This is a genomic window from Streptomyces sp. NPDC033178 (genome assembly GCF_055577685.1).
Window position 1 is genome coordinate 15125 of the sequence record NZ_JBVIPT010000022.1, and the last position, 23289, is coordinate 38413.

Below are 23289 nucleotides of genomic sequence, written 5' to 3' on the forward strand. Positions count from 1 at the left end.
TCAGCTTTCACTCACTCGTCAGCGGCTCGATGTGGTGGTAATGAGGCGGCAATCGCTTTCTTCGTCGCCTGCGACCCCGTTGCGCCGGATCGCCCCGCTGAGGGCCGGGAGGCGCCTGGCCCACAGGCCGGGGATCATGCCGGTGAACTGCGGTTCCTGCCTGAAAGGGCGATGCCCGTCACCCGGTCCGGCATACGGCGCGATGACAGGAGGGTCCTGTTCGGCGTGCACGCGATCCCCCCGAAGTCGAACGAGTGTCAACACCATCGATTCCAGACGCTCTTCACCTTTCCGCGCGGTCCGGAAAACGGATCGATCACCTGGTCATCAGCCATCCGGCCACCGTCATCGTAGTGTGAACTCTCTTGCGAATGGCGGATATTCCTCCTGAGTTCCGAATGGGTGGGTCGTGATGAAAAGTGGCCACCGCACGGGCAGTTGCGCAGAAGTCGTCCGCCCGCCGCGGCCCACCGCCGCCACCCGCGCCCTGAGCTGAGCTCAAGGGCTTCTCCACCGTCCCCGTCGACGCTGGGCGCGAAGAACGTATCCGTTCACGGATGCCGCAGCCGATACGGAGGAGAGGGCGATGACACGGACCGTCCTGACAGCCGGGACCCGCCACAGCGCGCTTCTCGGGATCGGCGGCTACCGGCCGCGCCGGGTGGTCGGCAACGCCGAGATCTGCCGGCTCATCGATTCGACCGAGGAGTGGATCGAGACCCGCAGCGGCATCGTCGAACGCCGTTTCGCGGACCACGACGAGACCCTGCTGATGATGGCCGCCGCGGCGGCGGAGAAGGCCCTGGCACAGGCCGGAACCACGCCCGCCGAAGTCGATCTCGTGCTGGTGGCCAGCATGTCCAACCTGGTGCAGACCCCTCCGCTCGCCGTGCGCGTGGCACACGAGTTGGGCGCGCGCGTCGCCGCGGGCGTCGACCTGTCCGCCGCCTGCGCAGGCTTCTGCCATGCGCTGGCCATGGCCTCCGACGCGGTCCGCGCGGGCAGCGCCCGCCGGGTGCTGGTCGTCGGCGCCGAACGCATGACGGACATCGTGGAACCCACCGACCGCACGATCTCCTTCCTCTTCGCGGACGGCGCGGGCGCGGTCGTCGTCGGCGACTCCGAGACACCGGGGATCGGCCCGGTCGTACGGCGGGCCGACGGCGCCCACAGCGACGCGCTGAGGATGACCGCCCCCTGGGCCACGGCCGAAGGGGCCGCCCCCGAACGGCCATGGATGCGCATGGACGGCCGCCGGGTCTTCCGCTGGGCCATGGACGAGGTGGCCCCCGCCCTGGCCCGGACGGTCGGCGAGGCCGGGCTGACGGCGGCCGAGCTCGGCGCCTTCGTCCCCCACCAGGCCAATCTCCGCATGATCGAGCTGATGTCCGAGCGGCTCGGACTCACCGGCGCCACCGCCGTCTCCCGCGACGTGGTGCGCTCCGGGAACACCTCCGCGGCGTCCATACCGCTCGCCCTCGATGCGCTGCTCGCCTCCCAGGAGGCGTCCACCGGGGACACCGCGCTCCTCGTGGGCTTCGGAGCCGGCCTCAACTTCGCCTCCCAGGTGGTGGTTCTGCCGTGAACCGCACCGATCGGCGGGCCGTCGCCGACGTCGGGCCCTCTCAGGTCCGTGAGGGGTTCCGGGCCGCCATGGCCCAGCTCGCCGGCGGAGTCGTAGTCGTCACCACCGAGGACGCCGACGGCCGTCCGTACGGATTCACCGCCACCTCGTTCTGCTCCGTCTCGATGGATCCGGCACTGGTCCTGGTCTGCCTCGCCGAGACCTCCAGCTCCTACGAGGCCTTCATGGACTGCCGGGGCTTCGCGGTCAGTCTGCTGAGCCAGGAGCAGCGGGCCCTCGCCACTCGTTTCGCCACCACGGGCGCCGACAAGTTCCGCGCCGAGGACACCGTGACCACCCCCCGCCTGCTCCCGGCCGTGGAGGGCGCGCTCGCGGTCCTGGACTGCGACGTACACGCCCGCCACCCCGCAGGCGATCACACCATCCTGGTGGGCGCCGTGCGCCATGTCCTCCCCGGCCGGGGCGAACCGCTGGTCTACCACGACCGGGCCTTCCAGCAGCTGCGTCACCCCGAACACCCCCGCCTGCCGCGTCCCTGACCGGCCGGGGCCCGCTCAGGCCGGCCGCACCAGCCCCATGTCGTAGGCGAAGATCACCGCCTGTACGCGGTCCCTGGCCCCGATCTTTGCGAGGATGTGGCTGACGTGGGATTTGACCGTGGACTCGGCCAGGGAGAAGCGGGTGGCGATCTCGGCGTTGGACCAGCCCGTGGCGATGGCCGTCAGAACCTCGCGTTCGCGCGTTGTGAGGGCGGTGAGTTGGCGGTCCTGGGCGGGGGTGGTGCCCGGGAGGTGGGCGGAGAAGGCGTCGATCAGTTTGCGGGTCAGGCCCGGGGCGATGACCGCGTCGCCGGAGGCCACCGCCCGGATGCCCGCCGTCAGTTCGTCGGGGAGGGCGTCCTTCAGCAGGAAGCCGCTGGCTCCCGCGCGCAGGGCCGCGTAGGCGTATTCGTCCAGGTCGAAGGTGGTGAGGACCAGGACGCGCGAACGGCCGCCCGACTCCACGATGCGGCGGGTGGCCTCGATGCCGTCCATGCCCGGCATCCGGACGTCCATCAGCACGACGTCGGGGCGTAGTTCGGCCGTCATACGGACCGCCTCGGCGCCGTGGGTGGCCTCGCCGACCACGGTCAGGTCGGGGTGCTGTTCCAGGAGCATGCTGAAGCCGAGGCGTTGCAGGGCCTGGTCGTCGACGATGAGGACAGTCGTCATGCGGGACGCTTCTCCGTGGGTGCCGTGTGTGCCGTGGTGGTGGTCAGGAAGTGGGCCTCCACCGTCCAGCCGCCGTGGGTGTTCGGGCCCGCGGTGACGCTTCCCCCGTACAGGGCGGCCCGTTCGCGCATGCCTACCAGGCCGCGGCCCTCGTCCTGCGGGTCGGGGGAGTGCGGGGTGCGGGAAGGGCCGGCGTCCTCGACCGTGGCGTGCACGGACGTGTCGTCCGTCGTGAGGGAGACGTGGACCGTGGTGTCGGACGCCGCGTGTTTGAGGGTGTTCGTCAGGGACTCCTGGACCACGCGGTAGACGGCCAGTTGGAGTCCGGGGGCGAGACCGGTGAGGGCGCCCCGCGTGTGCAGGGTGACGGTGGGGCCGGCGCCGCGGACGCCATCGAGGAGGGGGTCGAGGTCGGCGAGGCCCGGCTGGGGAGCGAGGGGCGGGCCGGGGTGCGGGTGTCCCGTGCCGGGTCTCGGGGGGGCCTCCGCGGTGTCGCGTTCCTCGCCGATGACGGACAGGAGGCGGCGAAGTTCCGCCAGGGCGCCGCGGCCGCTGTCGGCGATGATGCGCAGCGTCTCGGCGCCCCGCTTCGGTTTCGCCTCGGTGAGTCCGGCGGCGCCGCCCGCGAGGCCGACGATCACGGCGAGGGTGTGGCCGAGGATGTCGTGCATCTCCCGGGCGACGCGGGCGCGTTCGGCGGCGGCGGCGAGGCGGGCCCGCTGGTCGCGCTCCACCTCCAGGCGGACGGCGCGTTCGTGCAGGGCCCGGATGTACGCGTTCATGACCCGGCCGACCAGGCCCGCCGCGGCGACCGCCATCACGAGGGCCGACTGCACGATCGCCAGCACCGGCGTCTCAAGGAACTGCTGGTTCGGCTGTTCGGCGCCGCGGACGACGACCGCCACGGTCGTCTGCGCGACGGCGATCGCCAGACAGACCGCCAGCTGGGCGGGTCTGACGCTGCGGCCCACATTGAGCAGTGCCACGATCCGTGCGCTCTCCGCGCCCGTGTCGGCGTCCAGCGTGAGGGCCACCGCGGAGACGGCGGAGGTGAGGGCGAAGACCAGGACGGGGCGCTGCTGCCGCCACAGCAGTGGACACAGAACGCGACGATCAGCACCAGCACCGTCGGTACGGCGGCTCCGATGCCGTTCGCCGCGTTCCGCACGGCCGGGAGACCGAGACCGGCGCAGAGCAGCGGCACCACCCAGCGCCTGACCCCCGGATGGTCCAGGTCCGCCTGTCTCGTCCGGCTGAGCCACTTCATGACCGCGACGTCCGAGCCCCGGTTCGTCCCGTCCAGCAGGGTCTCGGACGCGACGGAAGGAGCCGATGGCCCGGGCCCGGGAGCGGTTGGTGCGGTCACATCCTGACGGCCTCTCGTTGTGCGGGGGCCGCCCGCCGGCCCCCGGGGGATTGGGACCGGCGGGCGGGGCCGGGTGGGCAGGGCCGGTGCGGGTGCCGCCGCCGTGCGGGCCGTACGCCCTGCTGGGATCGTACGGCCGACGGGCTCGGCCCTGGCCGGTGCGGACAGCCGAGTCGCGGCAGGTGGGGGCAGCCGGGCCGTGGGCGGTGGCGACAGCCGGGCTGCGGGCAGTGGCGACAGCCGGGCCGTGGGCGGTGGCGACCGGCTCGGCTCTCGTCGGCGCGGGTGGTTCGGCCGTGGTCCTTGCCGGTGGGGCGATCCGGCCCTGGCCCTCGCCTGCGCGGGCGGTTCAGCCCTTGCCGGTGTGGACCGGCTCGGGGATCTCCTCGCCCTCGCCCCTGCCCCCGGTGCTCTCGGCGTCCTTCACCAGCAGGTGCCGCAGCTTCTCGCCCTCGACGTCCACGTTGGGCAGTATCCGGTCCAGCCGACCGGGCAGGGCCCAGGCGCGGCGGCCGAGCAGGGCCATGACCGCGGGGACGATGGTCATCCGTACGACGAAGGCGTCGAAGAACACGGCGGCGGCGAGGCCCAGGCCGATCGACTTGATGAGCGCGGTGTCGCTGAAGAGGAACCCGGCGAACACGGAGATCATGATCACCGCGGCGGCCGTGACGACACGGGCCCCGTGCCGGAAACCGGCGATCACCGCTTCCCGCGGTTCGGCCCCGTGGACGTACTCCTCCCGCATCCGGGTGACGAGGAAGACCTGGTAGTCCATGGCGAGTCCGAACACCACGCCGACCATGAAGATCGGCAGCACGCTCACGACCGGGCCGGTCTGGTCGACGCCGAAGACGTCCGCGAGCCAGCCCCACTGGAAGACGGCGACGACGACACCGAGTGTGGCGAGGACGCTGAGCAGGAAGCCGGCGGCGGCCTTGAGCGGGACGAGGATCGAGCGGAACACCAGCATCAGCAGGATCAGCGCGAGGCCGACGACCACGCACAGGTACGGGATCAGGGCGTCGTTCAGCTTGCCGGAGATGTCGATGTTGAGGGCGGTGGTGCCGGTGACCATCAGCTCGGCGCCGGTGTCTTCGTGCAGGGCGGCGCCCCGGTCGCGGATGTCGGACACGAGGCCGACCGTGTCCTCGCTGGTGGGGGAGGAGCCGGGGACGGCACGGATCAGGGCGACGTCACCGGTCTCGTTGAACGAGGCGGGGCTGACGGAGGCGACGTCGGGCAGGTCACCGAGCAGGGTCACCGCGTCCTGGGCGGCGGCCTTCGGGTCGTCGCTGCCGCGGGCGTCGACGACCACGGTCAGCGGCCCGTTGTAGCCGGGCCCGAAGCCGTCGGTGATGGTGTCGTAGGCGGTGCGCTGGGTGCTGCCGGGGGTGGCCGTCGCGTCGCTGGGCATGCCCAGTTGCAGCGACAGGGCCGGGACGGCGAGCAGGAGCAGGCCGGCCACCGAGACCCCGAGGACCTTCATGGGTTGCGCAGGACGAACCGCGACCAGCGCACACCCATCGGCTCGCGCCCGCCCTGCTCGATCGCCCGCATACGGCGCGTCTTGAGCTTCCCGGTCGAGATCCGCGTACCGGCGAAACCGAGCATCGCGGGCAGCAGGGTGAGCGCGATGACCACGGCGACGACGACCGCGAACGCGGCGCCGAGGCCGATGTCGGAGAGGATCTTGATGCCGATGACGCTGAGCCCGGCCAGCGCGATGACCACGGTCAGCCCGGCGAACACCACCGCCGATCCGGCGGTTCCCAGGGCGCGCCCCGCGGCCTCCTCCGGCTCGTGGCCCTCCTTCAGCTCGCCGCGGTAGCGCGACACGATGAAGAGGGCGTAGTCGATGGCCACCGCGAGGCCCAGCATCAGCGCCAGCGTGCTGGTGCTGGAGCTCGGGTCGATGAACGAGCCCGCCACGGTGATCCCGCAGATCGCCGCGAGGACGCCGAAGAGCGCGGTCAGCAGCGGCAGTCCGGCCGCGACCAGCGAGCCGAACGCGACCAGCGAGCCGAAGGTGATGACCATCACCAGGGCGGCGATCACGATGCCGATCAGCTCGGCCGCGCTCTGATGGGACTCCTCGTTGACGGCCGTTCCGCCCATGCTGACCGCGAGACCGGCCCGTTCGCCCTGTTCGGCGACGTGCTCCAGGTCGGCGCGGGCGGCGTCGGTGATGTCGGCCTGGGCGACCTTGTAGGTCACCTGGGCGTAGGCGACGGAGCCGTCCTTGCTGACGGTGCCGCTGGTGTAGGGGTCGGCGACGCTCGCCACCTGGGACGCCGACTTCAGGTCGGCGACCAGCGACTCGACCTCCCCTTTGTGCGCCGCGGACGTCAGCTTCTGCCCGTCGGGCGCCTCGAACACCACGCGTGCCGTGGCCCCGTCGGCCGACGCCTGCGGGAACTCCTTCTCCAGGAGGTCCAGCGCCTTCTGGGACTGGGTGCCGGGGATGGCGAAGGTGTCCGACGTACTGGACGACACACTGGCCGCGCCCATGCCGACGGCGGCCAGGACCGCGATCCACAGCATCAGGACGAGCCGTCGTCGCCTGAACGAGAACCGGCCGAGCCGGTAGAGGAAGGTGGCCACGGAATTACTCCCAGCAGAGTCGTCGTCGAGACGGAGAAAAGGGCCTGCGCGACCCGTGTCTCACGCTAGGGAGGGAATCCCGGCCACCTGCGGCACCGGAGATGCGATAACGGCGGGGCGGAGTAGTACCGCGGTACTACTCCGCCCTCATCCCGGGGAACACGCGCCTCGGCGCACGGCTAGCCGGCCGCCGGGGATCCAGACCGCTCGGTCTCCCAGCCGGCCGCCGCCGCGATGCCGATGAGCAGCGGCCAGAGGGCGGCGCCCATCTCCTCCGGTGTGCCGGGGCAGTCGTGGCGCAGCCAGTCGACGATGCTGCCGAGCACGGCTCCCGCCACGAACGCGGCCGCCGGGTCGTGCGGGGTGCCGCCGCCGGCCACCGGGTCGTCGGCGAGGGAGGAAGGCCGTACCGCCCCGTCGGCGGGGACGGACGCCTCGTACGGTCCGGTGGCCTGGGCCGGGCTCCGGCTGATGTGGGCTGTCACCGTCATGCGCTGGAGCAGGTGGTTGATGACCCGCGCGCTGCCGTCGTCGCCGAGCAGGGCCCGGTAGAGGGGGGCGTGTTCGGCCACGTGCGCGAAGAGGTCCGGCAGGGGGTTGTCCGGGGGGCCGCCGTCGGGGGTGGCCGGTGGGACCGCCGCGGGGCTGGCCGCCACCAACTCGTCGAAGACCGTCGTGCACGCGGCGGCGGCCAGGTCGTGCACGTCGGTGTAGTGCTCGTAGAACGTCGACCGGTTGACCCCCGCGCGCTTGGTGATGTCCGAGACCGAGATCTGGCTGAGGTCCCGCTCGGCGATGAGTTCGCGCAGGGCGGTCTCCAGGGCGGAGCGGGACCGGCGGGTGCGGGGATCCATGGGACGTGCGGGCATGGTGCGAGCGTATCCTTTCCGCCACTTGTTGGTTAACCGACATATGCTGGATAGTGGCGGGGGTCCAACCGAACGGAGCCGTCATGCCCTTTCTCGCCCGGCCGGCGATGGCCTCTCTGGCCGCCAGGGCGATGCAGCGTCTCACCGCCCTGGCGGACCGGCGTATCGCGTCCTCCCTGTTCAGCCGCTATCCGGAGTACCCGAGGAACATCCGCGAGCTGACGGTCCCGACCTCGGCCGGCCCGGCCCGTGCGGTCGTCTACCTGCCCGGCACCGATGCCGCCCCCGGCTCTACCCCGAACTCGGCTCCACCCGTGCACGTCAACTTCCACGGCGGCGGCTACGTCCTGCCGCCGATCGAACTCGACGACCCCCTGTGCCGTTTCCTCGCCGCGGAAGCGGGCGTCGCGGTGGTCAACGTGGACTACGTCGTCGCTCCCCAGCACCCGTTTCCCGCCCCGCCCCATCAGGCGTACGAGATCGTCCGATGGGTCGCCGGGCACGGCGCGGAGCACGGCTGGGACGGCGACCGGCTCACGGTGGGCGGCCAGAGCGCGGGCGGCGGCCTCGCGGCGGCGGTGGCCCGCCAGGCACTGGAGGCCGGGGACGACAGGGCCCCGTCCATCGCGCTCCAGGTCCTCCACTATCCGCCCCTCGACCTCGCGACCCACGCCCGCGACAAGCGCGCCGCCATCGCCAAGCCGGTGCTGCGCCCCTGGATGGCGGACGTCTTCGACTCCGCGTACGTGCCGGACCCGCGGCGGCGCACCGACCGCCTGGTCTCGCCCGCCCATCCGTCGGACACCGCGGACCTCACGGGCATCGCCCCGGCCTTCGTCGTCACCGCGGAGTACGACCTCCTGCGCGCGGAAGGCGTCCGGTACGCCGAGCGGCTGCGCAGGGCCGGTGCGCTTCTCGACCACTACGACGTCCCCGGAGCCGACCACGGCTACGACCAGAAGGACGCCGAAACGGCCAGGAGCGTGTACGCCCTGATCGCCGCGCACGTACGCCGGGCCACGACCCCCGGGCCCGGGAACACCCCGAGGGAGAACCAGCCATGAGCACCAGCACAGGCCTGTCGGGCAAGTCGGTCGTCGTCACCGGGGCCGGGTCCGGCATCGGCCGCGCCGCCGCCCTGCGCTTCGCGGCGGAGGGCGCCCGTGTCGTCCTCGCCGACCTCAACGCCGACGGCGCCAAGGAGGCCGCCGAGGAGATCGTCGCGGCGGGCGGCTCCGCGGTCACCGTGGTCGGGGACCTCAGCGAGCAGCAGACCGTCGACCAGGTCGTCGCCACCGCAGTGGACACCTTCGGCGGCATCGACGTACTCGTCAACAACGCGGGAATCATGGACAGGATGTCCGCCGCGGGGGAGACGGACGACGACGAGTGGGAGCGCGTCCTGCGGATCAATCTCACCGCGCCCTTCCTGCTCACCCGCGCCGCGCTGCCCCACCTCCTCGCGAACGGCAAGGGCGCGATCGTCTTCACCGCCTCCGAGGCGTCCCTGCGCGGCAGCGCCGCCGGCGCCGCGTACACCGTCTCCAAGCACGGCGTCGCCGGGCTGACCAAGTCGCTCGCCGTGATGTACCGGGACAAGGGCGTACGGACCAATGCCATCGCCCCGGGCGGCACGGTGACGGGCATCCAGGTCCAGTTGGACCAGGATGCCCTCGGTCCGTCCGTGATCATGGGCTACCGGGGCAATGTCGGCCGCGCCGCGGACGCCGACGAGCAGGCGGCGGCCATCGTCTTCCTCGCTTCCGACGCCGCCGGCAACATCAACGGCGTCATCCTGCCGGTCGACAACGGCTGGGCCGCCGTCTGACGTTCAGCCGAGGGGGTTGTCCCTGTTCCGCAGGGTCGTCAGGACGAGCTCGTACATACGGGACTTGATGGTGCCGAGGGTCGGGCCGGCCTTGCCCACCTGGGCCCGGGCGAGTTCCACGGCGGTCGCGCGTACGGCGTCCTCGGGCACCGCGCGGTCGACGAGGGCGGCGGCGAGGGCGTCGCCGCCCCCGTAGCGGCGGGCCGTGGTCATGGCCTCGTGCGCGGTCTGCGGGGTCAGCCGGGACTGGATCAGCGCGGACATGCCCGGAGTGAAGGGGATGTTGATGTCGGCCTCGGGCAGACACCAGAAACCGCGGTCCTCGCGCATCACACGGAAGTCGTGGGCCAGCGAGAACATCGCGCCCGCCGCGAAGGTGTGCCCCTGGAGGGCGGCCACCGTGATCACGGGCAGGGACAGCATCCGCGCGAACAGCTCCTGGACGCCGATGACGTACTCCTGCTGCTGGTCGGCGTGCGCGAACAGCCAGTCCAGGTCGAGGCCGCTGGAGTAGAACTTGCCGGTCGCGGCGGTCACCAGGGCGCGCGGCCCCTCAGTCTTCTCCACCTCGTCCAGCGCGGAGCCGACCGAGGCGATCCAGTCGGGGTGGAAGCGGTTCTCGCCGTCCCCGAGGTCGAGTACGAAGACGTCGTCCTGGCGGTCGAGCATGGGCATGATGACTCCCTCGTGAGGTTACCTATCGGTAACTTATGCCCGCGAGGGTGAACGCGCAACGGTCCGCGAAGATGAACGCGCAACGGTCCGCGAAGATGAACGCGCAACGGTCCGCGAGGGGGAGCGTGCAGCGGTCCGCGCGTCACGCAGTGGCCGGTTTCGGTCTCCCGCTGTGGGAGCGCTTCCACGACAGTCATGACCATGCCATGCGACCGGCCCCGTCGCATGGTGTCGCTCCACCACGCCATCACTCCATCGCGGCCTCCCCACGAGCCGCGACCCGGAAGGGACGGACATGTCCGCCACTGGCAGCAGCAACACCGTGAGGAGACCGTCGCGTTCGGGGCTCGCAGTGCTCCTCGGAGCGCTCGTCTCCCTGCTCGCGACCCTGCTTCTCGGCGCACCCGGGGCCTCGGCCCGCACGGAGCCGACCACGTCGGGGGCAGCAACCCGCGCGGCCGCCCCTGCCGCGGTACCGGCCGCCGCCCCCGAGGCCGGACCCGCCGCGGCACCCACCGCCGCACTCACCGAGGTCACCGACTTCGGCGCCAACCCCAGCAATCTGCAGATGTACCTGTACGTGCCGGACAGTGTCACCGCGAACCCCGCGATCGTCGTGGCCGTCCACTACTGCACGGGATCCGGCCCGGCGATGTACTCCGGAACCGAGTACGCCTCGCTCGCCGACCGCTACGGGTTCATCGTCGTCTACCCGTCGGTCACCCGCGCCAGCAAGTGCTTCGACGTCTCCTCGCCGCAGGCGCTGAGGCGAGGCGGCGGCAGCGACCCGGTCGGCATCAAGTCGATGGTCGACTGGGTGACGCGCACCTACTCCGCGGACACCGGTCGGATCTTCGCCACCGGCATCTCCTCCGGCGCGATGATGACGAACGTCCTGCTGGGCGACTACCCCGACGTGTTCGCGGCGGGCGCCGCGTTCTCGGGCGTACCGTTCGGCTGCTTCGCCACCACCGACGGCTCCGAGTGGAACAGCGCGTGCTCCGGCGGCACCGTGATCCGCACCCCGCAGGAGTGGGGCAACCTGGTCCGTGCCGCCTACCCGGGCTACACCGGGCCCCGGCCGCGGATGCAGGTGTGGCACGGCACCGAGGACGACGTCCTGCGCTACCCCAACTTCGGGGAGGAGGTCAAGCAGTGGACCAATGTGCTGGGTGTCGGCCAGACCCCGGCCGCCACGGACTCGCCCCAGTCCGGCTGGACCCGCACCCGGTACGGCTCCACCGGTGACCGGGCTCCCGTCGAGGCCATCAGCCTCCAGGGCGTAGGTCACAACCTGTACGCGTACGGCATGGCGGCCAGGGTGCTCACGTTCTTCGGCCTGGACAACTCGGGCCCCGGGCCCGAGCCCCAGCCGGGCGCCTGCAGGGTGACCGTCACGACCAACGCGTGGAGTACGGGACTGACCGGCTCCGTGACGATCACCAACACCGGCACCGCCCGCATCGAGGGCTGGAAGCTGGCCTTCACCCTGCCCTCCGGGCAGACCATCACCAACGGCTGGGGCGCCACGTACACCCCGGCGAGCGGGACGGTGACCGCCACCAACGCCACGTACAACGGCACGATCGCGCCGAACGCGAGCGTCGGCATCGGCTATCAGGCGAATCACGGCGGAAACAGCGCGGCTCCGACCGCGTTCAGCCTCAACGGAACGGTGTGTTCTGTGAATTGACGGCTCATCAGCATCGTTCATGACGTTCTGTCACATCCTGGCGGCCGGAGGCGCGTCCTCGGCCGCCAGGAACCCCGTCCGCCGCTCCGGAGGAGTTCAGCATGCCCGTGAAGCCGTCCACGCCGAGAAGAGTCCCGTTCGCCCGCCTGGTCACCCGTCTGCTCACCCCCTTCGTCCTCGTCCTCGCCCTCGTCGTGACCTCGTCCGCAGTGGTCGCACTGGTCGCCCTGGTCAAGGAGACCCGGGCCACGGAAGGGGGTGCCGGCCGTCCGGCGGTGTCGTCCGCCGCCCGGCACTGGGTCAACACCTGGACCGCGATGCCGCAGCTCACCGAGCCGGGCAACATGCCGCCGCCACCGTTCACGGAGGACCGGGCCGTCCTGACCGACACGACCCTGCGGCAGACCGTGCGCGTCTCGACCGGGGGCGAGCGGGTGCGGCTGCGTTTCTCCAACGCCTTCGGCGACACCGCGCTGCCGCTCACGGCGGTGACCGTGGCGCTCCCGCTCGACGGACGGGCCGGGGTCGCCGCGATCGAGCCCGGCACCCTGCGGCGGGTGACGTTCGGCGGGCGTGGGTTCGCGACCGTGCCCGCCGGAGCCCAAGTCGTCTCGGACGCCCTGGACTTCGACCTCCGGCCGGGTTCCAACCTGACCGTGACCGCCTATCTGGCCGAGGGCCAGCCCTCCCTCGCGCTCACCTCGCACCCGGGATCACGCACCACCTCGTACCTCCAGAAGGCCGACCACACAAGGGACTTGGACCTGCCGGAGGCGACTCCCGTCAACCACTGGTATCTGCTCAGCGATGTCGAGGCGCTCTCCGGGCGTGGCACGGCGGCGGTCGCCGTCCTGGGCGACTCCCTCACCGACGGCCGCGGCTCCACCACCAACGGGAACAACCGCTGGCCGGACCGGTTCCTGGACCGGCTGCACGCCCGGGCCGAGACCTCGGACGTCGCGGTCCTCAACCAGGCCGCCGGCGGCAACCGCGTCCTCAACGACGGCCTCGGCCCCAACGCCCTGGCCCGCCTCGACCGCGACGTCCTGTCCCGCAGCGGCGTCTCCTGGCTGGTCGTCTTCGAAGGGGTCAACGACATCGGCACCGCCGCGGCCACCCCGGCCGCCCAGCGGGGCGTCACCGCCGAACTGATCGCCGCGTACGAGCAGATCGTGGTCCGCGCGCACGCGCAGGGCATCCGGGTGTACGGGGCCACGCTGACGCCGTTCGGCGGCAACACCATGTACGACGACCCCGACGGGCACCGTGAGTCGGCCCGGCGGGCGGTCAACTCCTGGATCCGTACGAGCGGGACGTTCGACGCGGTGATCGACTTCGACCGTGCCGTCCGTGACCCGCAGGACCCGCACCGCCTGCTGTCCACCCTGCACGACGGGGACTGGCTCCACCTCAACCCGGAGGGCTACCGAACGCTGGCCGCGGCCGTCCCGCTGCGGCTCTTCCGGTCCGTCGGGGGAGGGGCGTCCTCGTGACCGGCCCCGTGTGGAATGCGGCCCCGAACCGGGCCGCCGATTCACCGCCGTCTTCCCGGATTGCCAGGTGCTCAGCCACCTCGGCAGCGGCGCGGAGCCAGGTCCGGCCGTCCTGCTCCGCCGGGTGTTCTCCGGCTTCTGACGGTATGTATGCCGTGTGGTGAAGGGCCGCGGTCGAGGGGGTGCTCCCCGTGGCCGCAGCCCTTCGCGGGTCCGTGATCCTTCGGCGGGCCGCTACTCAGGCTTGGCGGCGTCGTGCCCCTCGGCGTCGTGCCTCTCGGTGCCGTGCCCCTCGGTTGCCGGGAACGGCGGCACCGGCAGCAGATCGTGCAGTTGCGTGTACCGCTGGGCGCAGGCCGTCCGGGCGATGGCCTCGGAGACGGCGTCGGCCAGGGGCCGCGAGGACTCGCTCAGCAGACGGCGGGCCTTGTCCGTGAGTGTCACCTCGATGCCGCGCCGGTCGCCGCAGGCCGAGCTCTTGCTGATCAGCCCCGCGTGCTGCAGGCAGGCGACCTGATAGGTCAGCCGCGTCTTCGGGCGCCCCAGCAGCTCCGCGATCCGCGTCATCCGCAGGCTGGAGCCGGGCTGGTCGGCCAGCAGGCACAGCACCAGGAACTCGTCGTGCGAGATCCCCATGGCGTCCTTGACCCGGGAACGCAGCGACTGTTCGATCGCCCCGGCCGCGGCCAGCAGACGCATCCAGGCCCGCAGCTCGGCCGGCAGCAGCCCGGCATCGCCCGCAGGCGGCCTGTCGCTGCCCGCCGGCAGCCCGTCTCCGGCCGCCGATCCCCCGTCTCCGCCCGCCGGCAGCCCGGCGTCGCCCGTCGGCTCGCGTTCGGGCTGGTCGGCGGGGGCGGAGGAATCGGCCATAGTCCCCAAGTCTACCCGTTGTTCAATTTTGGATAATCGGCTAGCGTGGCGTCATCCAAATTTGGATTACTGAGTCGATCGTTCGAAACCATCAGGAGAAGTCCCATGACCGTCGCCGTAGAAACCGGCCTGTGGCAGCTCGACCCCGCCCGCACCACCGTCGCCATCAAGCACAGGACGATGTGGGGCCTGGTCAACGTGAAGGGCGTCTTCGCCGGCGTCACCGGTGAGGGCGAGGTCCAGCCCGACGGCACCGCCCGCGGCACGATCACCCTGGACGCCGCGTCCCTGGACACCAAGAACCGCAAGCGTGACGAGCACCTGCACGGCAGCGACTTCTTCGACGCCGACCGGCACCCCTCCCTCGTCTTCGCCGTCCGCAACGCCACGGTCCGCCAGGACGACACCGTCGAGATATCCGGTCAGCTGACCGCTCGCGGCATCAGCCGCCCCCAGACCGTCACCGCCCGCGTCACCGGTGCGACCGCCTCCGCGGTCACGCTCACCGCGGAGTTCACCGTGGACCGGGAGCAGTTCGGCATGGGCTGGAACCAGATGGGCATGATCCGCGGCCTGACCACCGTCACGGCGACGCTCGGCTTCACGCGTACGTCCGCGTAGGCGGATTTCCGTACGTCGACGTGGCCGCCCCCGGCGTCGGGCTGCCGGGCACGCGGAGGCGGCGAGGTCGCATCACGCGACGGCGGTTCCTTCCAGCTCGACCAGCTGGCCGGGGATCGCCAGGCGTGTCACCCCGAGCATCGTGGTCGTCGGTGCCACCCGGGCGGCGCCCAACCGCGCCGCCAGCACGCCGTAGTGCTGGAAGAGCAGGTCGACGTCGGTGGTGTAGACGTTGAGCCGGACGAGGTTCGCGAGAGTCATGCCGGCCTCGCCGAGCACGGCCTCCAGGTTGTCGATGCTCAGCGCCAGCTGCGCCGCCATGTCGCCGTCGTGCCGGGGCTTGCCGTCGCCGTCCATCGCGGTCTGCCCCGAGATGTACAGGGTGCGGGTGTGCCCGGAGACGACCTCGCCCTGGTTGAACCCCATCTCCACCGACCACGTCACCGGGTTGACCGCCGTCCGTTCCACTGTCACATCAGCTGCCACGTCAGCTCCATTCGATTCATGGGGAGTACGTACGGCCCTCGGCCCGGCAGCCGCACACTTCGACGTCGTGTCTTCGGTGTCGTGTCTTCGACGTCGTGCTGACGAGCCTCGCAACAAATCACGACACCCTCAGTCATGTATTCGGTAGCGTTCTCGTATGCGCGCCGACCGGCTGGTCTCCCTGGTGTTGCTGCTGCGCCGGCGCGGCCGGCTGACCGCGGACACGCTGGCCCGCGAGCTGGAGGTGTCCACCCGCACCGTGCTGCGCGACATCGAGGCACTGTCCGCGGCCGGCGTCCCGGTCTACGCCGAACGCGGCAGGCACGGCGGGTTCGCGCTGATGCCCGGTTTCCGGACCGAGCTCACCGGACTGAACCACGACGAGGCCCTCGCCCTGCTGACCGCCGGATCGGGGCGCGGCGAGCAGGCGTTCGGCCTCGGCTCGGCGCTCGCCTCGGCCATGCGGAAGGTGGTCGACGCGCTGCCCGAAGGCCACCGGGTCACCGCGAGCGACGCGGCCCGGCGATTTCTCGTCGACCCGGAGACCGACCTGCTCGCACGTCGGCTGGTCACCGAGGAAGTACCCGACACCACCATGATCGAGGTCAGGCGCGCGGTGCTCGCCGGACACAAGCTGCGTATCCACTACGCGGCCACGGGCCGGCCGCCGCAGTGGCGCACGGTGGACCCGATCGGCCTGGTCACCGCGCGCGACCGGGCCTACCTGCTGGCCACGAGATCCGGCGCGGACCGCACCTACCGGCTGTCGCGGGTGCTGGCCGCCGAGGAACTCCCCGAACCGGCACAGCGGCCGAACCAGGTCGATCTGGACCGCATCTGGCGGGAGCGCTCCGCGCGGTTTCTCTCCGGCAGCGACCACATCACCGTGCTGGTACGGGTGAACCCGGCACGGCGGGAGGACCTGCTGGACACCGCGCTGGCCGTCCGGGCGGAAGAAGCGGAAGAAGCGAAAGAAGCGGAAGCACCCGACGCGGACGGCCGGCTGCGGCTGGAGGTGACCTTCCAGGACTCCCGGCACGCCGAATGGGCGCTGTGGCAGCTCGGCACGGACGCGGAGGCCCTGGCCCCGCAGTCGTTGCGCACCGCCCTGCGCAACCGCGCCGCCGCGATCGCCGACCTCTACGGAGATTCGTCCTGAGGCCGGCGCTCCCCAACGACCGTACGGTGTACGGCGTTTCCTGCGTTTCCCCAGTTTCCTGCGTTTCCCGCGTGGAGCGTCACGGGTTCAGCGAGCGGTTCGTCACGCGCGCCAGGTGTGCGGCGAACACCTCGCGAGTCTCCGGTGTCAGTGTCCGCAGGGCCACCGCGGCCGTGATGATCACGTCGCACAGCTCGGACTGGACGTCGTCCCAGGTGTGGGAGACGCCCTTGCGCGGGTTCTGCCCGGTGGCGCCGATCACCGCCTCGGCGACCTCGCCGACCTCCTCCGAGAGCTTCAGCATCCGCAGGAGCAGGGCCTCTTGGTGTGGACGGGCCGGCTGGGAGCTCGCCAGCCGTTCCTGGAGACGGTCGATGGACTCCCAGAGATCGTCGTCGCTCATGACGATCAGCCTGTCACGCGGCGGGGCGCACCAGGGCGGGTGTCGGTGACCGACCGCGTCCCAAGCGGTTCTGAGCAGTGCCCGAACGGTCCTGAGCCGTCCTAAGCGCTGTACGACATGCTGTCCTCGTCGAACAACTCGCCCTGCTCGCCCTCCTTCTCGCTCCGCAGCCGCTTGCTGCGGAGCCCCACCACGGCCAGCGTCGCGGCCGCCGTGCCCGCGAGGGCTACCGGCACCATCCAGCCCCGGTCGACCGCGTGGCCGAGGGCGTGGTCCAGGGAGAGCCGGCCGGGGCCCGTGACGGCGAGGCCCGCCGCCGCGAGACCCAGGGACGCGGCGTGTTCGTAGCCGCCGCTCTGGTTGAAGAAGCCGTTCGGTGCGTGCACCGCCGACGCGCCCGCCATGGCCCCGGCCGCGGCGGCGCCGGCCGCCGGGGTCGCGAGGCCCAGCGCGAGGAGCGTGCCGCCGCCCGCCTCCGCCAGGCCCGCCGCGGCCGCGCTCGCCCTGCCGGGCGCGTACCCCACGGACTCCATGAACTGGCCGGTCCCGGAGAGCCCGCCCCCGCCGAACCAGCCGAAGAGCTTCTGCGTACCGTGCGCCGCGAGCACCCCGCCCGTGCCGAGGCGGAGCAGCAGCAGTCCCAGGTCGCGTCGGTCGAAAGAGGTCACGGTTCTCGTCACTCCTCGGATGTCCCGGCTGGTGTCCCGGCCGGCGTTCCAGTCGGCCGTTCTCACGCGAACGGCTCCTTTTGTCTCGTACGCCGCCTGCCCACCGTCGCACCGAACAGCCGCCCGGGTCCTGGCCCGCGCCGCCGTTCGGGTGGCGGGGGCGGCCAGGTGGTGTGAGTCTGACGTCCATGACGATTCAGGTAGCCAAGCTGAGCAACCCGGCCGTCCGGGACTTCGTCAGCGCCGTGAACGCCCATGACCGGGACGCCTTCCGGGCCGTCCTGACGCCCGACGCGACGATGTCCGACGACGGCTCGGACCGCGACCTCGACGAGTGGACCGAGCGGGAGATCTTCGACTCCCACGGCCATATGGAGGTCGACAACGAGTCGGGCGGCGGCCTCGCCCTCCTCGCCCGCTACAGCAACGACGCCTGGGGCGAGATGAGGACGCGGTGGAGCTTCACCGTCGACGGCGGCGGCAGGATCTCCCGCTTCGAGACCGGCCAGGCGTAACGGCAGCCGCGATACCGCCGTCGCGGTCCTGCCCCCTGCCCCCCCCGCAAGTCCTGCCCCCGCGGTCTTGCCCTCGCGTGTACTCCAACTCCTAGCGTCCATGGGCATGGAGAGCAGCGGGAACACGTGGAGCGACGACGGACGCAGGACTCTGGGGCGCAGCGGTATCGAGGTGAGCGCCCTCGGTTTCGGCTGCTGGGCCATCGGCGGTGAGTGGGCGAGACCCGACGGACAGCCCCTCGGCTGGGGCAAGGTCGACGACGACGAGTCCGTACGGGCGATCCGTCGTGCTCTCGACCTCGGTGTCACCTTCTTCGACACGGCGGACGCGTACGGCACCGGGCACAGCGAGCGTGTCCTCGCGCGGGCGCTCGGCAAGCGGCGGTCCGACGTCGTCGTCGCGACCAAGTGGGGCAACGTCATCGACGAGGAGCGCCGGCTCGCCGTGGGCAGTGACGACTCCCCGGAGTACGCCCGACGCGCGCTGACCGCCTCACTGCGACGGCTGGACACCGACTGCATCGACCTCTACCAGCTCCACATCTCCGACGCCGACCCGGAGCGCGCGGCCCAACTCCGGGACGTTTGCGAGGAGTTCGTCCGGGAGGGGCTCGTCCGTGCGTACGCCTGGAGCACCGACGACCCGGAGCGGGCCGCGGTCTTCGCCGAGGGCGAGCACTGCGCGGCCGTGCAGCACCGCCTCAACGTCCTCCAGGACGCGCCCGAAATGCTCGCGCTCTGTGCGGAGTCGGGGCTGGCGAGCATCAACCGCAGTCCGCTGGCGATGGGGTTGCTGACCGGCAGGCGCGGGCCCGGCCGGCCCCTCGAAGCGGGCGACATCCGCAGCCGGCCGCCCGCCTGGCTCCCCGGTTTCGGCGACGGCGGCGGCGCCGACCCCGAGTGGCTCGCGCGCGTCGACGCCCTCCGGTCCGTCCTCACCAGTGACGGCCGTACGCTCGCCCAGGGCGCCCTCGCCTGGCTGTGGGCCCGCAGCCCGCGCACCGTGCCCATCCCCGGCTTCCGCTCGGTCGCACAGGCGGAGGAGAACGCGGGCGCACTCGCCCAAGGCCCGCTCACCGCAGGGCAGTTGACCGAGATCGACGACGCGCTGGGCCGCTGAGCGGCGGACGCACGGGCTCTCACCCGGATTGGTGGGCAGCCGTTCCGTGGCCCGGGTCGCAATCCCGCGGTCCCACGCGGGATCCCCCCACCCGAGCCGCCGGAACGGCTGCCGCCTCCCCCCAGAGGTGTGGCACGGAAGTCCTGTGCTCCAAGTGTGAAGTTCTGGTGGAGGAGTGTCGAGCATAGGCCCGTAACCGGCCGAGATGCCGCGGAGGTAGCCCCTCCGTTTGTGCAGATTGACCAGCTGAGCCGCGCCCCTTCAGGGGCGCGGGGCTGTATCGATGTGCGGCTCCGCCGCGTGGGCGCGACCAGCCACAGTCGGCCCGCACCTTCCCCACGGCCGGCGGCAGCCTACCCCCGCCCCACAAACGGCATCGCGGTAGCGAGAACCGTTGCGAACTGCACATTCGCCTCCAACGGCAACTCCGCCATGTGCCGCACCGTACGAGCCACGTCCGCCACGTCCATCACCGGCTCGGGCGCCACCTCCCCGTTCGCCTGCAGCGCCCCCGTCTGCATCCGCTCGGTCATGTCCGTCGCCGCGTTGCCGATGTCGATCTGCCCGCAGGCGATCCGGTACGGCCGCCCGTCCAGCGACAGGGACTTCGTGAGGCCGGTCAGCGCGTGCTTGGTCGCCGTGTACGCGGCCGACTGCGGGCGGGGCGTGTGCGCCGAGATCGAGCCGTTGTTGATGATCCGGCCGCCCTGCGGATCCTGCTCCTTCATCTGCCGGTACGCCGCCTGCGCACACAGGAACGCCCCGTCGAGGTTGGTGCCGACCACGTGCCGCCAGGCCTCGTACGGCAGCTCCTCGAACGGGACTCCGCCGGGACCGAAGGTGCCCGCGTTGTTGAAGAGGAGGTCGAGCCGCCCGAAGCGGTCCCGTACGGCGGCGAAGAGCGCGGCCACCTCGTCGGGCCGCGAGACATCGGTGCGCGCACACAGGGGCGTGCTGTCCGTCGCGGCCGGCTGCCCCGCGCGTGCAGTCTCCGCGAGCGCCGCCGTCTCCTCCAGGCGCTCCGCGCGGCGGCCCGCGAGCGCCACCGACCAGCCGGTGCGCAGCAGTTCCACGGCCACGGCCCGGCCGATCCCCGAGCCCGCTCCCGTCACGATCGCGATCTTCGTTCCCATGGCGTTCATGGCCCAGCAGCGTACGTGAGGACAGGCGATCTTCCGCCATACGGACCTCATCTGTCCGACATCTGACTGTTGTGTACGTGACAGTCCGGCGTCGAATCTGACCACTCCAATATCAAGTACAACAACAGTCAGGGGAAGGCCAGATGACACCCGCAGGCCACCAGCAACTGTCGCAGCACGCCCCCGAACTCCGCGCCGCCGCCCGTCACCTCGGACGCCGCCGTTTCCTCACCGTCACGGGCGCGGCCGCCGCGCTCGCCTTCGCCACCAACCTGCCGACCGCGGGCGTGGCGGGTGCCGCGGAACTCGACGCGGCGAAGATCACCGAGAACCCCTTCACGCTCGGCGTCGCCTCCGGTGACCCGCAGGCCGCCTCCGTGCTGCTGTGGACCCGGCTCGCGCCCGCCCCGTTCCAGGCCGACTCCGGTCTCCCGTCGCAACGCGTCACCGTGCGCTGGGAGTTGGCCCGCGACGAACGTTTCCGACACGTCGTCAGACGCGGCGCGGCCGTCGCCCACCCCGAGTTCCACCACTCCGTACACGTCGAGGTCGGCCACCTCGACTCCGACCGGGTCTTCTACTACCGCTTCCGCGTGGGCAGTTGGGTCAGCGAGACCGGTCGTACGCGCACCGCGCCCTCGTCCCGCTCGGGCGTCTCCGAACTGACGCTGGCCGTGGTCTCCTGCCAGGCGTACCACGACGGGTACTTCACCCCGTTCGGCCATCTCGCCGAGGACGACGTCGACGTGGTCTTCCACGTCGGCGACTACCTGTACGAGTACGCGGTCAACTCCGTGGGCGGCGTACGCAATTACACCGACCGCGTGCTGCCCGACATATTCAACCGGGAGACGATCACGCTGGAGGACTACCGGCTGCGGTACGCCCTCTACAAGACCGACCCCGACCTGCGGGCCGTGCACGCCGCGCACCCCTTCGTCGTCACCTGGGACGACCACGAGACCGAGAACAACTACGCGGACGACATCCCCGAGAACGACGTGCCGCCGGAGGAGTTCCTGCTGCGCCGCGCCGCCGCGTACCGCTCGTACTGGGAGAACCTGCCGCTGCGCCACCCGCAGCGGCCCGAGGGCCCCGACATGCGGCTCTACCGGCGTCTGAACTGGGGGCGGCTCGCGCAGTTCGACATCCTCGACACCCGGCAGTACCGCACCGACCAGGCGAACGGCGACGGCTGGAAGACGCCCACCCCCGAGTCGGAGGCCGAGTCGCAGACCCTGCCGGGGCTCGCCCAGGAGCGGTGGCTCATCGACGGCTGGAAGCGGTCGAACGCGCTGTGGAACGTCGTTCCGCAGCAGGTCGTCTTCGCCCGCCGCAATCACGCCACCGCCGGCAACACCACCCTCAGCATGGACGCCTGGGACGGTTACCCCGCCTCGCGTCGGCGGCTCCTCGCGGGCGCCGAGGCGGCCGGTGTGGAGAACCTGATGGTGCTCACCGGCGACGTCCATGTGTCGTACGCCTTCGACATCAAGCGGGACTTCGCCGACCCGGGGTCGCGGACGCTGGGTACGGAGGTTGTCGCCACGTCGATCAGCAGTGGGCAGAACGGGGCCGCCCGGCCCGCCAACTGGGCGGGTTATCTTGCCGCCAACCCGCACATGAAGCACTACAACGGGCATCGGGGGTATTCGACGGTTCGCCTCGGGCGGGAGCTGGCCCGGGTGGACTTCAAGACGGTGGCCGCCGTGACCACGCCCGGGGCTGCGATCACGACAGCCGCGTCATTTGTCACCGAGGTGGGGGATCAGGGGCTGAAGCCCGCGTAGCGCCTTCGGCGGGAGGGGTGGGGGGCTGCGGGTGGTTCGTCGGCCGCGGGCCGGATGTGGCTGGTCGCGCCCCGCGGCGGAGCCGCAAATGTCACGGCCCCGCGCCCCTGAAAGACTGCGCAGTTCCCCGCGCCCCTAAAGGGGCGCCACCTCGCCCGGATACGTGACGCCGACGCGGTCCCGTACCGCGTCGAGCGTTCGCATGACTGCCAGGGTGCCGTCGAGGGGGACCAGAGGGGACTCGGTCTCGCCGGCCTGGAGGCAGCGCATGACCTCGACGGCCTCGTGCTTGAGGCTGGCGTGGGTGCCGTCGGTCGCGCTCGCGGTGAACTCCTGCGGGTCGCGGCCGTCGCGGTGCAGTACGAGGCGGTCGGCGTGGAAGAAGCCGGACGGGATGTCGATACGGCCCGCGGATCCGGTGACCGAGGCGGAGGTCGACAGGTCACCCACGAGAGAGCAGTGCAACGAAGCGAGAGCGCCGCTCTCCCAGGAGAGCAGCATCCCCGTCTGGAGATCGACGCTCTCGTCGGAGAGCACCGCTCTCGCCGTCACCTCCGAGGGCTCGCCGAGCAGCAGGTGCGCGAACGACACCGGATAGACGCCCAGGTCGAGCAGTGCGCCGCCGCCCTGCGCCGGATCGCGCAGCCGGTGGGTGGGAGGGAAGGGCCCCGAAATGCCGAAGTCGGCCTGCACCGTGCGGACCTCACCGATCGTCCCCTCGTCGACCAGCGCCTTCAGCCGCCGGATCAGCGGGTTGCAGTACATCCACATGGCCTCCATCAGGAAGCTCCCGCGCTCCTTCGCGAGGCCGACCAGCTCCTCCGCCTCGCGCGCGTTCAGCGTGAAGGCCTTCTCGCACAGCACGTTCCGGCCCGCTTCAAGACAGAGCCCGGCCGCCGCCCGGTGCGCCGAGGGCGGAGTCGCGACGTACACGACATCCACGTCCTCGTCCGCCGCGAGGCTCTCCCAGTCGCCGTACGCCCGGGGGATTCCGAACCGCTCCGCGAACGCCTTCGCCGACTCCTCGGTGCGTGAGGCCACCGCGACCACCTCGGCGTCCGGCAGATCGATCAGATCCGCCGTGAACGCCCCGGCGATCCCACCGGTGGCCAGCACGCCCCACCGCACACGTTCTCCCGCCATCCCAACCCCTCGCTCCGTGAGCACGATCACCCGGTGTCCGACGACCCG

General features: G+C 71.6%; 21 protein-coding genes and 1 pseudogene. 11 read left to right on the plus strand and 11 right to left on the minus strand.

Going from position 1 to position 23289, the window contains the following annotated elements:
* The first annotated feature begins 586 nt into the window (after positions 1–586).
* Both ACZ5VQ_RS40455 and ACZ5VQ_RS40460 read left to right on the plus strand, forming a co-directional pair.
* Positions 587–1585 carry a beta-ketoacyl-ACP synthase 3 gene (locus tag ACZ5VQ_RS40455; RefSeq protein WP_469109366.1) on the plus strand — a complete coding sequence of 333 codons (999 nt, stop codon included), beginning with the start codon at positions 587–589 and terminating at the stop codon, positions 1583–1585.
* A complete protein-coding gene (locus ACZ5VQ_RS40460) occupies positions 1582–2124 on the plus strand; it encodes a flavin reductase family protein (RefSeq protein WP_469109367.1) in 543 nt (180 codons plus the stop codon). Before ACZ5VQ_RS40455 ends, ACZ5VQ_RS40460 begins: the two co-directional genes overlap by 4 nt.
* A gap of 15 nt (positions 2125–2139) precedes the next feature.
* Here the strand turns inward: ACZ5VQ_RS40460 and ACZ5VQ_RS40465 are convergent, their stop codons facing one another.
* The 4 genes and pseudogenes from ACZ5VQ_RS40465 to ACZ5VQ_RS40480 form a co-directional block, all read right to left on the minus strand.
* The gene (locus ACZ5VQ_RS40465; RefSeq protein WP_469109368.1) at positions 2140–2796 is read right to left on the minus strand and encodes a response regulator; all 657 of its coding nucleotides are present in this window, start codon (positions 2794–2796) and stop codon (positions 2140–2142) included.
* Positions 2793–3830, minus strand: a complete 1038-nt coding sequence (locus tag ACZ5VQ_RS40470) for a sensor histidine kinase (protein ID WP_469109369.1) — start codon at positions 3828–3830, stop codon at positions 2793–2795. Before ACZ5VQ_RS40470 ends, ACZ5VQ_RS40465 begins: the two co-directional genes overlap by 4 nt.
* A gap of 681 nt (positions 3831–4511) precedes the next feature.
* Positions 4512–6766: pseudogene (locus tag ACZ5VQ_RS40475) on the minus strand (MMPL family transporter).
* Between the two features lie 179 nt (positions 6767–6945).
* Positions 6946–7635, minus strand: coding sequence for a TetR/AcrR family transcriptional regulator (locus ACZ5VQ_RS40480; protein WP_469109370.1), 690 nt, complete (start codon positions 7633–7635; stop codon positions 6946–6948).
* An 83-nt stretch (positions 7636–7718) separates the two neighbouring features.
* Here ACZ5VQ_RS40480 and ACZ5VQ_RS40485 point away from each other — a divergent pair, with 83 nt between their 5' ends.
* Together ACZ5VQ_RS40485 and ACZ5VQ_RS40490 are read left to right on the plus strand one after the other, a co-directional pair.
* Complete coding sequence (locus ACZ5VQ_RS40485) at positions 7719–8699, plus strand: alpha/beta hydrolase fold domain-containing protein (RefSeq protein ID WP_469109371.1); 981 nt, start codon at positions 7719–7721, stop codon at positions 8697–8699.
* A complete protein-coding gene (locus ACZ5VQ_RS40490) occupies positions 8696–9463 on the plus strand; it encodes an SDR family NAD(P)-dependent oxidoreductase (protein ID WP_469109372.1) in 768 nt (255 codons plus the stop codon). Before ACZ5VQ_RS40485 ends, ACZ5VQ_RS40490 begins: the two co-directional genes overlap by 4 nt.
* A 3-nt stretch (positions 9464–9466) precedes the next feature.
* Here the strand turns inward: ACZ5VQ_RS40490 and ACZ5VQ_RS40495 are convergent, their stop codons facing one another.
* Positions 9467–10138, minus strand: coding sequence for an enoyl-CoA hydratase-related protein (locus ACZ5VQ_RS40495; protein ID WP_469109373.1), 672 nt, complete (start codon positions 10136–10138; stop codon positions 9467–9469).
* A gap of 295 nt (positions 10139–10433) precedes the next feature.
* Between ACZ5VQ_RS40495 and ACZ5VQ_RS40500 the strand changes: the two genes are divergently transcribed.
* Together ACZ5VQ_RS40500 and ACZ5VQ_RS40505 are read left to right on the plus strand one after the other, a co-directional pair.
* The gene (locus tag ACZ5VQ_RS40500; protein WP_469109374.1) at positions 10434–11831 is read left to right on the plus strand and encodes an extracellular catalytic domain type 1 short-chain-length polyhydroxyalkanoate depolymerase; all 1398 of its coding nucleotides are present in this window, start codon (positions 10434–10436) and stop codon (positions 11829–11831) included.
* Between the two features lie 101 nt (positions 11832–11932).
* Positions 11933–13324, plus strand: coding sequence for an SGNH/GDSL hydrolase family protein (locus ACZ5VQ_RS40505; RefSeq protein ID WP_469109375.1), 1392 nt, complete (start codon positions 11933–11935; stop codon positions 13322–13324).
* 234 nt (positions 13325–13558) lie between these two features.
* Here ACZ5VQ_RS40505 and ACZ5VQ_RS40510 read toward each other — a convergent pair whose 3' ends face one another.
* Entirely contained in the window at positions 13559–14194 is a 636-nt protein-coding gene (locus ACZ5VQ_RS40510; RefSeq protein ID WP_469109376.1) for a MarR family winged helix-turn-helix transcriptional regulator, read from the minus strand.
* A gap of 105 nt (positions 14195–14299) precedes the next feature.
* Here ACZ5VQ_RS40510 and ACZ5VQ_RS40515 point away from each other — a divergent pair, with 105 nt between their 5' ends.
* A complete protein-coding gene (locus ACZ5VQ_RS40515) occupies positions 14300–14815 on the plus strand; it encodes a YceI family protein (RefSeq protein WP_362075157.1) in 516 nt (171 codons plus the stop codon).
* Between the two features lie 72 nt (positions 14816–14887).
* Here the strand turns inward: ACZ5VQ_RS40515 and ACZ5VQ_RS40520 are convergent, their stop codons facing one another.
* Positions 14888–15283 (minus strand): RidA family protein, encoded by a 396-nt coding sequence (locus ACZ5VQ_RS40520; RefSeq protein ID WP_469109475.1) that lies wholly within the window; start codon positions 15281–15283, stop codon positions 14888–14890.
* A gap of 175 nt (positions 15284–15458) precedes the next feature.
* On the opposite strand from ACZ5VQ_RS40520, the gene ACZ5VQ_RS40525 reads away from it, so the two are divergent.
* Positions 15459–16460: a helix-turn-helix transcriptional regulator gene (locus ACZ5VQ_RS40525; RefSeq protein ID WP_469109377.1), complete on the plus strand. Its 1002-nt coding sequence runs from the start codon at positions 15459–15461 to the stop codon at positions 16458–16460.
* Between the two features lie 79 nt (positions 16461–16539).
* On the opposite strand, the gene ACZ5VQ_RS40530 is transcribed toward ACZ5VQ_RS40525, so the two are convergent.
* Both ACZ5VQ_RS40530 and ACZ5VQ_RS40535 read right to left on the minus strand, forming a co-directional pair.
* A complete protein-coding gene (locus tag ACZ5VQ_RS40530; protein ID WP_469109378.1) occupies positions 16540–16863 on the minus strand; it encodes a MazG-like family protein in 324 nt (107 codons plus the stop codon).
* Positions 16864–16964: 101 nt separating this feature from the next.
* A complete protein-coding gene (locus ACZ5VQ_RS40535) occupies positions 16965–17531 on the minus strand; it encodes a DoxX family membrane protein (RefSeq protein ID WP_362075166.1) in 567 nt (188 codons plus the stop codon).
* A gap of 188 nt (positions 17532–17719) precedes the next feature.
* On the opposite strand from ACZ5VQ_RS40535, the gene ACZ5VQ_RS40540 reads away from it, so the two are divergent.
* A complete protein-coding gene (locus ACZ5VQ_RS40540; RefSeq protein ID WP_469109379.1) occupies positions 17720–18046 on the plus strand; it encodes a Cif family virulence factor in 327 nt (108 codons plus the stop codon).
* Positions 18047–18146: 100 nt separating this feature from the next.
* A complete protein-coding gene (locus ACZ5VQ_RS40545) occupies positions 18147–19166 on the plus strand; it encodes an aldo/keto reductase (RefSeq protein ID WP_469109380.1) in 1020 nt (339 codons plus the stop codon).
* A 353-nt stretch (positions 19167–19519) separates the two neighbouring features.
* On the opposite strand, the gene ACZ5VQ_RS40550 is transcribed toward ACZ5VQ_RS40545, so the two are convergent.
* Positions 19520–20308: an SDR family oxidoreductase gene (locus tag ACZ5VQ_RS40550; RefSeq protein ID WP_469109381.1), complete on the minus strand. Its 789-nt coding sequence runs from the start codon at positions 20306–20308 to the stop codon at positions 19520–19522.
* Between the two features lie 143 nt (positions 20309–20451).
* Here ACZ5VQ_RS40550 and ACZ5VQ_RS40555 point away from each other — a divergent pair, with 143 nt between their 5' ends.
* A complete protein-coding gene (locus ACZ5VQ_RS40555) occupies positions 20452–22098 on the plus strand; it encodes an alkaline phosphatase D family protein (RefSeq protein ID WP_469109382.1) in 1647 nt (548 codons plus the stop codon).
* Between the two features lie 135 nt (positions 22099–22233).
* Here the strand turns inward: ACZ5VQ_RS40555 and ACZ5VQ_RS40560 are convergent, their stop codons facing one another.
* Positions 22234–23241, minus strand: coding sequence for a Gfo/Idh/MocA family protein (locus ACZ5VQ_RS40560; RefSeq protein ID WP_469109383.1), 1008 nt, complete (start codon positions 23239–23241; stop codon positions 22234–22236).
* Between the last annotated feature and the right edge of the window lie 48 nt (positions 23242–23289).